Below are 12,403 nucleotides of genomic sequence, written 5' to 3'. Positions count from 1 at the left end.
GAGGAACACGACGGGCACGGTGGCCGAGTCCGGGTGGGCGCGCAGGGAGGAGACCAGCCCCAGGCCGCTGCCTCCGGGCATGAACATGTCGGTGACCACGACCTCCGGCGGGAGGGGACCACCCATGACCGCGCGGGCCTCGGGTGCCGAGGCGACGGCGCGCACCCGGTGCCCGGCCCACCGCAGCCGCGCCTCGAGCAGGAGGCGGGTGGTGTCCTCGTCCTCCACGAGCAGCACGGAGGCCACGGGCCCCTCCTCGATCCGTCGTCCGCCGGGCCGGCCGCCCGCCGCGTCACCGGGACATCGGCAGGGAGGAGGTCCGACTGGAGCCGACCCGGTCCGGTCCCCCGGCCGGGACGGGCGCGGGCGCCCGGAGGGGTCAGATCACGCCGCGGGAGCGCAGGTCGCGCAGCTCGGCGAAGACCCGCCGGCGGATGACGTCCTCGCGCCGCTCGCCGAGGCCGACGAACCGCAGGGACAGCTCCGTGCGCTCGTCCTCCCGCGCGTGGCGGCGCACCACCTCGGCGTCGACCGCGAGGCGGTTGCCGTCGAGGTCGAGGGTCACCGGCACGACCTTGCCGGCCTCGATGTCCGGCTGCTTCCCGGAGTCGCCGGCCAGCAGGCAGCGGGTGCCGCCCTCGCTGAGGTCGAGGGTGGCACCGGGCAGGACGGCCTGGCCCACCTTCAGCTCCAGCGGCACCGCCAGGGGCGCCCGGACGGCGGCCCGGCGCTGCCCGCGCGACGCGGGCCCGATGGTGCGGACGCGCCAGGTGGGGTCGTCCCCCTTGTCGACGGCGACCAGCTCGGCCGGCACCGACCGGAGCTCCTCGGGGCCCCGCCAGATCAGCTCGAGGTGCTCCCCGGGCTCCAGCCGCACGCGGCGCTGCTCGGCGTCCGTGCCGACGCTGAGCACCAGCTCACCCGCCGACACCCGCTCGACGAAGCTGACCAGCACGTCGTCGCGGCTGACCGCCTTGACGTCGACGACCGACCGCTCCTCCGGGTGGTCGACTCCCGGCGTGCTCATCGCTGTTCCTCTCGTTCGTCATCCGTGACGCGGGCGCCCCGCGTGGGGCCCCCGGGCGCATGGTCGGCACTCCGCCGCCCAGGGGTGAGGGGTGCACGGACCGGCTCCCCCGGAAGGGGGGACGCGGGCGCCGTCGAGCGATGATGCCGGACCGGGGGACGTGAGGGCCGCCGACACGGCCGGAGCTGCTCCGGGTGGACGCCGGGGCGCAGGAGAGCCGCCTGTCGGAATCGAACCGACGACCTTCTCATTACGAGTGAGATGCTCTACCGACTGAGCTAAGGCGGCGGGCGTGCGGGGGACAGCCTACGACACCGCCGCGCGCCGGCCGCGCAGGGTGGCTCCCTCGCAGGGGTCCCGCCGCGAGCGTGCGAGCGGTGGGGGCAGGAGGGTCCGCCTTCAGGCCGGCAGGCGCAGCGCCACGGTGAGCGCCTCGACGGCGACCTGCGGCTTCACGTTCTGCTCGAGCGCCGTCCGGCAGGCCAGCACGGCGTCGATGCGGCGCAGTGCGCCCTCGGCGCCGATCCGCCGGGCCAGCTCCTCGGCGTCGGCGCGGCGGTCGGGGTGGTCGAGCGGCAGCGCCTCGCCGGGAGCGGCGTGCAGGACCAGCGCGTCACGGTAGAGCCCGGCGAGGTCGACCAGGGCGCGGTCCAGCGAGTCGCGGCCGATGCGGGTGGCCCGCGACTTCTGTCTGCGTTCGAGTTCCTTGAGCTGTCCGGCGCCGCGGCTGGCGGCCGCGACGCCCGGGCCGCGCGCGCCGACGCCGAGGCTGGCCTTGACCGCCTCGGTCTCCGCGCCGTCGAGGGCGGCGCTGGTCCGGTCGGACTCCTCCCTGGCCGCGCTGACCAGGTCGTCGGCGGCGGTCAGGCAGGCGGCCAGAGAGACCAGGGACAGCGGGATGTCGAGCACCGCCTTGCGGGCCAGCCGCGCGTTCTCGTCGCGGGCCAGGTGCCGCGCCCGCCCGACGTGCCCGCCCGCCGCGGCGGCCGACCACGCGGCCAGCGCCGGGTCGACGCCGTCGCGGCGCACGAGGACGTCGGCCACCGCGTCGACCGGCGGGGTGCGCAGGGCGACGACGCGGCACCGGGAGCGGATGGTGACCGGCACGTCGTCGGGGTGCAGGCTCGGCGCGCACAGCACGACCACGGTCCGCGACGGCGGCTCCTCGATCATCTTGAGCACCGCGTTGGCCGCCGCCTCGCTCATGCGGTCGGCGTCCTCGACGATGATCGTCTGCCAGCGCCCCTGCGACGGCGCCCGGCCGGCGACCCGCACCAGCTCGCGGGCCTCCGCGACCCCGATCGACAGCCCGTCGGGGACGATCACGACCACGTCGGCGTGGGTGCCGGCCAGCGCGGTCTGGCAGGCGTGGCAGGTGCCGTCGCCGCCGGCGGGGCACTGCAGCGCCGCGGCGAAGGCCCGGGCGGCGACCGAGCGGCCCGACCCCGGCGGCCCGGTGAACAGCCACGCGTGGGTCATGGCCGCGGGGTCCGCGACGGCCGCGCGCAGCTCGGCGACGGCGGCCGGCTGGCCGACCACCTGCGACCAGACGCCGTCAGGGGCGCTCACGCGACCCGCCCCGACAGGAGGGGCGCCACCCGCTCGCGGACGGCGGTGGCGATCGCCTCGGCCGGCCGCGCGGCGTCGAGCACGAGGTAGCGCCCGGGCTCGGCGGCGGCCAGGTCGCGGAAGGTGGCACGCACCCGCTCGTGGAAGTCCAGCGACTCCGACTCCAGCCGGTCGGCGGCGGCGCGGCCGAGGGCGCGGGCGAGGCCGGCCTCGGCGGGCAGGTCGAGCAGCACGGTGAGGTCGGGCACCAGCCCGCCGGTGGCCCAGGCCGACAGCCGGCGCACCTCCTCGAGGTCGAGCGTGCGCCCGGCGCCCTGGTAGGCCAGCGAGCTGTCGACGAAGCGGTCGGTGACCACCACCTCGCCGGCGTCGAGCGCCGGGCGCACCACCGCGGCGACGTGGTGGGCGCGGTCGGCGGCGTAGAGCAGGGCCTCGGCGCGCGGGGACAGGCCGGCGGTGGCCGGGTCGAGCAGCAGCGCGCGGATGCGGGCCCCGGGCGGGGTGCCGCCGGGCTCGTGGGTGATCCGGGCCGGGACCTCGTGCAGCCCGAGCCAGTCGAACAGCAGGCGGACCTGGGTGGACTTGCCGGTGCCCTCACCGCCCTCGAAGGCGACGAACAGCCCGCGGCCGGGCGGGCGCGGGTCGGCGTCGATCGCGGGTCTCCCGGAGCTGTCGGGTCTTCCCGCCGGTCCACCCGGCGGCGGCCCCACGGTACCGGCCGGCACCGACGTCCCCAGCGGCTCCTACGGTCACGTCGTGGACGCCGCCTGGGACCCCGCCGCCTACCTCCGCTACGCCGGCGAGCGGGCCCGCCCCTTCGCCGACCTGCTCGCGCGGGTGGACGCCGCGGACCCGCGGGTCGTGGTCGACCTCGGCTGCGGCGAGGGTGCGCTGACCGCGTCCCTCGCGGCGCGCTGGCCCGGCGCGCGGGTCACCGGCGTCGACTCCTCGCCGGAGATGCTGGCCGCGGCGGCCGCGCACGCCGTCCCGGGGCGGGTGGCGTTCGTCCACGGCGACGTGCGGGGCTGGCGGCCGGACGGGCCGGTCGACGTCCTGGTCAGCAACGCCGTCCTGCACTGGGTGCCCGGGCACGCGGCACTGCTGGCCCGGTGGGCCGGGCACCTGGCGCCCGGCGGACGGCTGGCGGTGCAGGTGCCGGGGAACCACACCGCCCCGACGCACCGGCTGCTGGCCGACCTGTGCACCTCACCGCGGTGGGCGGGGCGGCTGGCCGGCGCCGCTCCCCCGGCCGACGCCGTGCTCGACCCGGCCGGCTACCTCGACGTCCTCACCGGCGCCGGGCTGACCCCCGACGTCTGGGAGACCACCTACCTGCACCTGCTGCACGGTCCCGACCCGGTGCTGGCGTGGGTGCGCAGCACCGTGCTGCGGCCGGTGGTCGCGCTGCTGGACGACGCGGAGGCCGCCGAGCTGACCGCCGCCTACGCCGCGTCCCTGCGGGAGGCCTATCCGGCCCGGCCGGACGGGACGACGGTGCTGCCGTTCCGCCGGGTGTTCGTGGTGGGCCGGCTCAGCGCTGGGTGAGCCGGTGGGCGTCGGTCCGGTAGGGCAACTCGAGGACCTCCCGGCCGCGGGTGTCGGGGTGGGTGGCCAGCAGCTCGCGGATGCCGCCGAGGAACGCGGCCCGGCCGGCGGCGTCCATGGTGGCGACGTAGCTGCGGGTGCCGATGCCGCCGACCACCTGCTCGGGGGTGACCCGCTGGACGACGCGGGACTCCGCCGTCGCGACGTCGGCGGGCAGTCCGGCGGCGAAGGCGGCCACCACGCCCTGGTCTGCCTCGTGCCCGCGGGCCTCGCCGGCCAGCGCCGAACCGAGTGCGGCGACCCAGGGCACCCGCTCGTCGCGCACGTTCCAGACGAACCCGACCGTGCCGCCCGGGCGCAGCACGCGACGCAGCTCCGCCGCGGCCGGCCCGGGGTCGAACCAGTGGGCGGCCTGACCGGCGACGACGGCGTCGACGCTGGCGTCGGGCAGCGGGACCTGCTCGGCGCCGCCGGCCAGCGCCGGGACGCCGGGGTGCCGCGTGCGCAGCTGGTCGAGCATCTCCGCGGACGGGTCGACGGCGACGACCTCGTGCCCGGCCGCGACCAGGACGTCGGTGAGCAGGCCGGTGCCGGCACCCAGGTCGAGGACCCGCAGCGGCCGGTCGCCGAGCAGGAACGCCACCGCGTCGGCCGGGTAGCCCGGCCGCAGGGCGGCGTAGTCGGCCGCGACCGAGCCGAAGGAGGTGCGCCGCTGCAGCCAGGTCGCGGGGTCCACCGGCTCGGTCACGGCCGCCCTCAGCCGGCGGGGACGGCGTCGGTGGCCGCTGCCGTCCTCCCGGCCGCCGTCTTCTTCGCGGTGGTCTTCTTCGCGGTGGTCTTCTTCGCGGTGGCCTTCGCCGCCGTCTTCTTCGCGGTGGTCTTCTTCGCCGCCGTGGTCTTCCGGGTGGTCTTCTTCGTCGTCGTGGGACGGGTGCGGCGGTCGGCGAGCAGCTCGGCGGCACGGTCGAGGGAGATGGTCTCGACGTCGTCGCCCTTGCGCAGGCTGGCGTTGGTCTCGCCGTCGGTGACGTAGGGGCCGAAGCGGCCCTCGCGGACGGTGACCTGCCCCTGCGTCACCGGGTCGGGACCCAGTTCCTTGAGCGGCGCGGCGGCGGCGCGCCGGCCCCGCTGCTTGGGCTGGGCGAACACCGCCAGCGCCTCGTCGAGGGTGACCGTGAACAGCCGGTCCTCGCTCTCCAGCGAGCGGGAGTCGGTGCCCTTCTTGAGGTAGGGGCCGTACCGGCCGTTGAGCGCCTGGATCTCCTCGCCGTCGGGCGCGGTGCCCACGGTGCGCGGGAGGGTCAGCAGCCTCAGCGCGTCCTCGAGCGTCACCGTCTCCGGCGACATGGAGGACAGCAGGCTGGCCGTGCGCGGGCTCTCCTTGCTGCCCTCGGGCACGACCGTGGTGACGTAGGGGCCGTAGCGGCCGGCCTTCACGAGCACCGGGTGTCCGGTGTCCGGGTGGGTACCGAGCTCGCGGTCACCGGACGGCGCGGCCAGCAGCTCGGCGACCTTCTCGCTGGTGAGCTCGTCGGGTGCGAGGTCCTCGGGGATGCTGATCCGCGCCCCGTCCTCACCGCCGGCCTGCAGGTAGGGGCCGTAGCGCCCGACCCGGACGACGACCGGCTCCCCGTTCGGCCCGGTGGCGCGCAGCGGGATGGAGTTGACGCCGCGGGCGTCGATCTCCTCCAGCTGCTGGCCGATGACCTGCTTGAGGCCGCCGGAGGCGGCGATGCCGCCGGCGTGGCGGCCCTCACCGCCGAAGTAGAACTCGGTGAGCCAGTCGACCCGGCCGAGGTCGCCGCTGGCGATCTCGTCGAGCTCGTTCTCCAGCAACGCGGTGAAGTCGTAGTCGACCAGCGCGGCGAAGTGCTGCTCCAGCAGGTTGACCACGGCGAACGCGACGAAGGAGGGCACCAGCGCGGAGCCCTTCTTCCACACGTACCCGCGGTCCTGGATGGTCTGCATGATCGACGCGTAGGTCGACGGGCGGCCGATGTTCAGGTCCTGCAGCCGGGCCACGAGGCTCGGCTCGGTATAGCGCGCCGGCGGCGTCGTGGTGTGGCCCTTGGGCTCGAGCTCGCGGGTGTCGAGCTGCTGACCGCGCTCGACGCGGGGCAGCCGGCGCTCGGCGTCGTCGCTGCCGTGGTCGTCGTCGCCGGTGCTCTCGTCGCGGGACTCGACGTAGGCGCGCAGGAAGCCGGGGAAGGTGATGGTGCGGCCGCTGGCGGTGAACTCGACCCGCTCGTCGGTGGCGCTCCGGCCGGCCAGCCGGATGGTCACCGTCTGCCCGACGGCGTCGGCCATCTGCGAGGCGACCGTGCGCTGCCAGATCAGCTCGTAGAGGCGGTACTCGTCGCGGGCGAGCTGGCCGGCCAGCTGACCGGGGGTGCGGAAGGAGTCGCCGGCGGGGCGGATCGCCTCGTGCGCCTCCTGCGCGCCCTTGACCTTCTTGGCGTAGCGGCGCGCCTCGGCGGGGACGTAGGCGTCGCCGTAGAGCTCGCGGGCCTGGGTGCGGGCGGCGTTGATCGCCTCGTTGGAGAGGTTGGTCGAGTCGGTCCGCATGTAGGTGATGTGGCCGTTCTCGTACAGCCGCTGGGCCACCCGCATGACCTGTGCCGACGACCAGCCGAGCTTGCGCCCGGCCTCCATCTGCAGCGTCGAGGTGATGAACGGCGCGTAGGGGCGGCGCCGGTAGGGCTTCTCGTCGACCCGGCTCACCGTCACCTGCCGGCCCTCGAGCCGGGCGGCCAGCCCGCGGGCGCCGGCCTCGTCGAGGTGGACGACGTCGCCGGTGACCTGGCCGGTGGCCGGGTCGAAGTCCCGGCCGGTGGCCACCCGGCTGTCGTCGACGCTGACCAGCCGGGCGCGCAGCGTCGTCGGCTCGCCCTCGTCCACGCCGGCCCGGCCGGGGACGGCGAAGACGCCGTCGAGGGACCAGTAGTCGGCCGCGGTGAACGCCATCCGCTCGCGCTCCCGCTCGACGACGATGCGGGTGGCCACCGACTGCACGCGGCCGGCCGAGAGCTTGGGGAGGACCTTCTTCCAGAGGACCGGGCTGACCTCGTAGCCGTAGAGGCGGTCGAGGATGCGGCGGGTCTCCTGCGCGTCGACCAGCGCGGTGTCCAGCTCGCGCGGGTTGGCCACGGCCCGGGCGATCGCCTCGGGCGTGATCTCGTGGAACACCATCCGGCGCACCGGGACGCGCGGCTTGAGGGTGTCGACCAGGTGCCAGGCGATGGCCTCGCCCTCGCGGTCCTCGTCGGTGGCGAGGTAGACCTCGCTGGCGTCCTTGACCAGCTGCCTGAGCCGGCTGACCTGCTGCTTGCGGTCGGGGCTGACCACGTAGAGCGGCTCGAAGGAGTTGTCGACGTCGACGCCCAGGCGGGCCCACGAGGCGCCCTTGTGCTCGGCGGGCACGTCGGCGGCGTTGCGGGGCAGGTCACGGATGTGCCCGACGCTGGCCTCGACGACGTAGCCGCTGCCGAGGTAGCCGGCGATCTTGCCGGCCTTGGTCGGCGACTCCACGATGACCAGCGGCCGGCCGCCTCCGGTGGCGGCCGGCCTGCGGCGGGCGGGCGTGCTGGTGCCACCGGCGGTGCGGCCGGTGCTCTCGCCGTTCTTCGCGGTCTTCGTGGGCACGGTGCTCCTGTCGGTGGTGCTGGGTCGCGGCGGCGCGGTGTGCGGTGGTCGGTACACCGGTGCGCCCCCTCGGCGGGCCACGGTAGGCCACGACCTCGGAACGCGACCGGCTGGCGACCCCGCGTGGGCGCGCCGTCACCGGCACAACGGCGCAGCGCGCTCGCTGTTCCCGGCAGCCGCGCACCGCCCACCTGCGAGGTCGGGCGCCGGCTCACCCGGGCTGGCGGGTCCCGGCGACCACCTCCCCCATCGCGGCAACGGTCGGGTGGTCGGGGGCGTAGTAGTCGCCGTGGCCGGTGTCCCAGTCGGTCGGGAGGGCGGCCGAGCCGAACGACCGCTCCCACGTGCTCGTCCCGAACCTGCCGAGGTAGGAGACGGGGTCCGACGGTGACGAGGCGTCGTAGACCTCGGCCGCCTCGAGGTCGCTCGACCGGTACTCCTCGATCCCGGGGCTGCCGAGCAGCACGACGGCGTCGACGTCGAGCTCGCCGACCAGGTCGCCGGCCTCGTCGACGACCACGGTGCCGTAGCTGTGGGCCAGCACGGTCACTCGCGGGTCGCCCGCGCGGACGGGGTCGGCCGCACGGGCGGCAGCCAGCCCGGCCAGGTCACCGGCCAGCGCGATGCCACCCCGCTGCGCCACCTCCCTGCGGGCCGCCTGCCAGGAGCCCAGGCCTGCCGGCGGCCGGTAACCGAACCAGGCCACGGTCGCGACCGCCGCGGCCGGCGCGGCTGCCAGCGTCGCGTCGGCGACCGTGTGCGCGCGGTCACCGAGGTCGTCGAGGTCCTCGCCGACGACGTTGCCCATGCCGGGCACCAGGAGCCCGACGTCCTCGGCGGTGTCGAGGTCGCCGTAGGCGACGGCCACCAGGTCCTGCGCCGGGTCGAACACCCACAGCTGGACCGGCCGGCCGGCCGCCTCCTCGGCCTCGATCTCGGCGGCGGCCGCCCGGGCCGTCGCGTACCCGGCGGTGCCGGGGTCGCCCAGCGTCTGCTGCAGGAGCAGCCGGTTGGCCCGGTCCCGCGCCCAGGCCGGCACGCCGTCGAGGCTGCCCACCGCGGCGGGATCCGACGCGATCAGGGACGTCCGGGCCGGCTCCGGCAGGTTGGCCCACCAGGAGGCCACGGCCTCCGGTGGCGTCGTGGGGAGCGGGGTGAGGACGGGCGCGAAGGGCGCGCCCCTGCCCACGGCCGCCGACAGGCCGGCGAAGTCGGCGGGGACCACGGGCCCGTGCCCGCCGACCGCGGCGAGCGGCTCGGCCGAGGTCGAGGTGTGCAGCGCCGCACGCGCGGCCGCGAACAGCGCGTCGGTCGCCAGGCCGGCGACCCGCTGGGCGGCGGCCGCCCGCTCGGCCAGCTCGGCGGTGTGGTCGGCGACCTGTGCGGCGGTCGCCTCGGCGGGCAGCGGGACCGGCGCGGACGGCACCACCGCACCGGTCTCCTCCAGGGCGACCGGGACCACGGCCGCCTCGGCCAGCGCCTGCTCGGCCAGCTCCTGCGCGGTGCGCGCCTCCCGGGCCGTGTCCCACAGCCGCTCGAGGGACGCACCGAGGGCCCCGGTCACCGCGGTCACCACCGACGACACCTCACCGAGCGCGGCGGCGGCCTCCTGCGCGGCCGGCCCGTACCAGACCCGGGCGTCGGCCAGGGTGCGGGCGACGTCCTCCACCCGGGCGCGCCACGGCGGCAGCCGCTCGGCGACCGCCTCGAGCGTGTAGACGGCCCCGTCGAGCAGGGCGGTGTCCCAGGCCGCGACGGCCGTCAGGCCGGGGGTGCTCACGCCCCCGCCTCGGCGGCGACCGCGGCGCGAGCGAGCAGCAACCGGTCGGAGAGGGCGGCGTCGAGCAGGCGGTAGGAGTGCACCGCGGCGAGCAGCGTCCCCGCGGTCGCCTCGGCGCCCGCGACCACGTCGGCGACCAGCGTCGCCCACGCCCGACCGGTGGCCCCCGCCTGCTCGGCCGCGCTCCCGCTGACCGCCGTCGCCAGGGACACGGCCGTGGAGCGGCACAGGTCGACGTCTCCGGACAGCTCGGCGGCGAGGGCGGCGAGCTCCTCACCGAGCGCCTGGACGACGTCGAGTCGGACGGCGATCTGCACGGACAAGGGACCCTCCCAGCGTCGGCGCCGGTCCGGGGTGGACCGGCGCCGCGCACGCTAGGAGCGGGGACGGGCAGCGGGCGTCGCGCCGTCCACAGCGGGGGATCCGTCCACAACCGGCGCCATCAGTCCCGGACCCGCGGTGTCGTCGGTGCTCCCGCCCACGACGACCGAGCGGCGCTTGGAGACCACCACGGACAGCACGATGACCACGACGGCGCCCAGCGCGATGAGCAGCCGCAGGGCCGTGTTGGCGTCCTCACCGACCGACAGGGCGACGACCGCGGGAGCGATGATCAGCGCGACGAGGTTCATCACCTTGATCAGGGGGTTGATCGCCGGGCCGGCGGTGTCCTTGAACGGGTCGCCGACCGTGTCGCCGATGACCGTGGCGGCGTGCGCCTCGCTGCCCTTCCCGCCGTACGCGCCGTCCTCGACCATCTTCTTGGCGTTGTCCCAGGCACCGCCGGAGTTGGAGAGGAAGACCGCCATCAGGGTGCCGGCGGCGATGGCGCCGACCAGGTAGGCCGCCAGCGGGCCGAAGCCCAGGCCGAAGCCGACCGCCACCGGCGCGAGGACGGCGAGCAGACCCGGTGTGGCCAGCTCGCGCAGCGAGTCCTTCGTGCAGATGTCCACGACGGCGCTGTAGTCCGGGCGCTCGCTGTAGTCCATGATCCCGGGACGAGTGCGGAACTGCTCCCGCACCTCGAAGACCACTCGCCCGGCCGCTCGCGAGACGGCGCTGATCGCCAGCCCGGAGAAGAAGAACACGACCGCGGCACCCAGCACCGCGCCGACGACGTTGTTCGGGTTCACCAGGCTGAAGGCGTCCCCGAGGGCGCCGCCGGCCTCGTCGAGGGCGACGGCGATCTGGGCGTTGTAGGAGCCGAAGAGGGCGGTCGCGGCCAGCACCGCCGTCGCGATCGCGATGCCCTTCGTGATGGCCTTGGTGGTGTTGCCGACGGCGTCGAGGTCGGTGAGCACCCGGGCGCCGTCGGCGTCGATGTCCCCGGACATCTCGGCGATGCCCTGCGCGTTGTCGCTGACCGGCCCGAACGTGTCCATCGCGACGATGACGCCGGCCGTGGTGAGCAGGCCGCAGCCGGCCAGCGCCACCGCGTACAGCGCCGCGCCGCCGCCGATGAGGAACGCCCCGTACACCGCGCCGCCGATGAGGAGCGCGGCGTAGACGGCGGACTCCAGTCCGAGCGAGATGCCGGACAGGATCACGGTGGCGGGGCCGGTCAGCGAGCTGCGGCCGATGTCTCTGACCGGCTTGCGACTGGTCTCGGTGAAGTAGCCGGTGAGCTGCTGGATGGCCGCGGCGAGCACGACGCCGACGAGCACCGAGAGGAACCCGAGGACCTGCGGGCTGACCGCCATGTCGACGCCGTCGGAGATGCTCGGCAGGTAGGTGAACGAGGCCGCGGCGACGAGTACGAGGGAGACCGCGGCGGAGGTGAAGAAGCCGCGGTTGATGGGTGCCATCCCGCTCGAGTCGCTCTTGCCCGGCCGGGTGGCGAGGACCCCGACCATCGACGCGATGACGCCGACACCGGCGACCAGGAGCGGGAAGACCATGCCCTCCGCGCCGAAGAAGACCTGCCCCAGGATCAGTGCGGCGACCAGGGTGACGGCGTAGGACTCGAAGAGGTCCGCGGCCATCCCGGCGCAGTCGCCGACGTTGTCGCCCACGTTGTCGGCGATGGTGGCGGCGTTGCGCGGGTCGTCCTCGGGGATGCCGGCTTCGACCTTGCCGACGAGGTCGGCGCCGACGTCGGCGGCCTTGGTGAAGATGCCGCCGCCGACGCGCATGAACATCGCCAGCAGCGCCCCGCCGAAGCCGAAGCCCTCCAGCACGATCGGCGCCGTGTCGTCGAAGAGGAGCAGCGCGAGCGCGGCGCCGAAGAGCCCGAGGCCGACGGTGATCATCCCGACCACACCACCGGTGCGGTAGGCGATGCGGAAGGACGGCTGATAGCCGCCCGCGTTGGCCGCCGCCGCGACGCGGACGTTCCCGCGCGTGGCCAGGGTCATGCCGATGAACCCGACGGAGGCCGAGAACAGCGCGCCGACCAGGAAGAAGATCGCCCGTCCCACCCGCGTCTCCCAGCCCCCGTCGGCCACGGGGAGGACCAGGAGGAGCAGGAACACGATGACGGCGAAGACGCCGAGCGTACGGAACTGTCTGCGCAGGTACGCCGCGGCACCCTCCTGCACCGCCTGCGCGATGTCGCGCATCTTCACCGTGCCCTGGTCGGCGGCCAGCACGGCGCGGACGAGGTACGCGGCGAAGGCGAGGGCGGCGAGTGAGATGGCGAGGACGATCGTCACCAGGGCGACGTCCCCGCCGGAGAGCGCACTGTCCGGCATGTGTTCCTCCATGCGGTCGGCTGCCGCCGGGGCCCACGCTCCGGTCGGCGGAGGTACGCGTCCAGTCCGCACAGGCCTGCGCGGCTGGTGCGCGGGAGTGTAAGGGAGGTCACACCCCGTACCGGTAGTCCTGCGGCGGTCGGAATCCGG

10 protein-coding genes and 1 tRNA gene are annotated in these 12,403 nt (G+C 75.6%); 1 reads left to right on the top strand and 10 read right to left on the bottom strand.

Going from position 1 to position 12,403, the window contains the following annotated elements; all coding sequences use genetic code 11:
* The 5 genes from ABQ292_RS13855 to tmk form a co-directional block, all read right to left on the bottom strand.
* Positions 1-246: response regulator (locus tag ABQ292_RS13855; RefSeq protein ID WP_369207285.1), on the bottom strand; the 246-nt coding region annotated here is incomplete at its 3' end.
* 133 nt (positions 247-379) lie between these two features.
* Complete coding sequence (locus ABQ292_RS13850) at positions 380-1,027, bottom strand: flagellar brake protein (protein ID WP_369207283.1); 648 nt, start codon at positions 1,025-1,027, stop codon at positions 380-382.
* A gap of 215 nt (positions 1,028-1,242) precedes the next feature.
* Positions 1,243-1,315, bottom strand: a tRNA-Thr gene (locus tag ABQ292_RS13845).
* A 111-nt stretch (positions 1,316-1,426) separates the two neighbouring features.
* Positions 1,427-2,596 carry a DNA polymerase III subunit delta' gene (locus ABQ292_RS13840; RefSeq protein WP_369207281.1) on the bottom strand — a complete coding sequence of 390 codons (1,170 nt, stop codon included), beginning with the start codon at positions 2,594-2,596 and terminating at the stop codon, positions 1,427-1,429.
* On the bottom strand, positions 2,593-3,321 hold the full coding sequence (gene tmk / locus ABQ292_RS13835) for a dTMP kinase (protein ID WP_369207279.1): 729 nt from the start codon (positions 3,319-3,321) through the stop codon (positions 2,593-2,595). The genes ABQ292_RS13840 and tmk overlap by 4 nt, the downstream gene beginning before the upstream one ends.
* Before the next feature lie 31 nt (positions 3,322-3,352).
* Here tmk and ABQ292_RS13830 point away from each other — a divergent pair, with 31 nt between their 5' ends.
* Positions 3,353-4,141, top strand: a complete 789-nt coding sequence (locus ABQ292_RS13830; protein ID WP_369207277.1) for a trans-aconitate 2-methyltransferase — start codon at positions 3,353-3,355, stop codon at positions 4,139-4,141.
* On the opposite strand, the gene ABQ292_RS13825 is transcribed toward ABQ292_RS13830, so the two are convergent.
* The 5 genes from ABQ292_RS13825 to ABQ292_RS13805 form a co-directional block, all read right to left on the bottom strand.
* Positions 4,128-4,889, bottom strand: a complete 762-nt coding sequence (locus ABQ292_RS13825) for a class I SAM-dependent methyltransferase (RefSeq protein ID WP_369207275.1) — start codon at positions 4,887-4,889, stop codon at positions 4,128-4,130. The genes ABQ292_RS13830 and ABQ292_RS13825 overlap by 14 nt on opposite strands.
* A gap of 8 nt (positions 4,890-4,897) precedes the next feature.
* Entirely contained in the window at positions 4,898-7,783 is a 2,886-nt protein-coding gene (topA, locus tag ABQ292_RS13820; RefSeq protein WP_369207273.1) for a type I DNA topoisomerase, read from the bottom strand.
* 211 nt (positions 7,784-7,994) lie between these two features.
* Positions 7,995-9,563, bottom strand: coding sequence for an alpha/beta hydrolase (locus tag ABQ292_RS13815; RefSeq protein WP_369207271.1), 1,569 nt, complete (start codon positions 9,561-9,563; stop codon positions 7,995-7,997).
* Positions 9,560-9,886 carry a hypothetical protein gene (locus ABQ292_RS13810; RefSeq protein WP_369207269.1) on the bottom strand — a complete coding sequence of 109 codons (327 nt, stop codon included), beginning with the start codon at positions 9,884-9,886 and terminating at the stop codon, positions 9,560-9,562. The genes ABQ292_RS13815 and ABQ292_RS13810 overlap by 4 nt, the downstream gene beginning before the upstream one ends.
* 51 nt (positions 9,887-9,937) lie before the next feature.
* Entirely contained in the window at positions 9,938-12,253 is a 2,316-nt protein-coding gene (locus ABQ292_RS13805) for a sodium-translocating pyrophosphatase (RefSeq protein ID WP_369207267.1), read from the bottom strand.
* Between the last annotated feature and the right edge of the window lie 150 nt (positions 12,254-12,403).

Origin of the sequence: Geodermatophilus maliterrae, from assembly GCF_041018925.1 — a bacterium.
Taxonomy (GTDB): domain Bacteria; phylum Actinomycetota; class Actinomycetes; order Mycobacteriales; family Geodermatophilaceae; genus Geodermatophilus; species Geodermatophilus maliterrae.
Note: the sequence above shows the minus strand (reverse complement) of the source record. Positions and strands in the feature narration are given on the sequence as shown.

What these genes read in the sequence shown, in the direction of transcription:
- ABQ292_RS13850 (WP_369207283.1), bottom strand. Translation starts at nt 1,027, where the DNA reads ATGAGCACGCCGGGAGTCGACCACCCGGAGGAGCGGTCGGTCGTCGAC.
- ABQ292_RS13805 (WP_369207267.1), bottom strand. Translation starts at nt 12,253, where the DNA reads ATGCCGGACAGTGCGCTCTCCGGCGGGGACGTCGCCCTGGTGACGATC.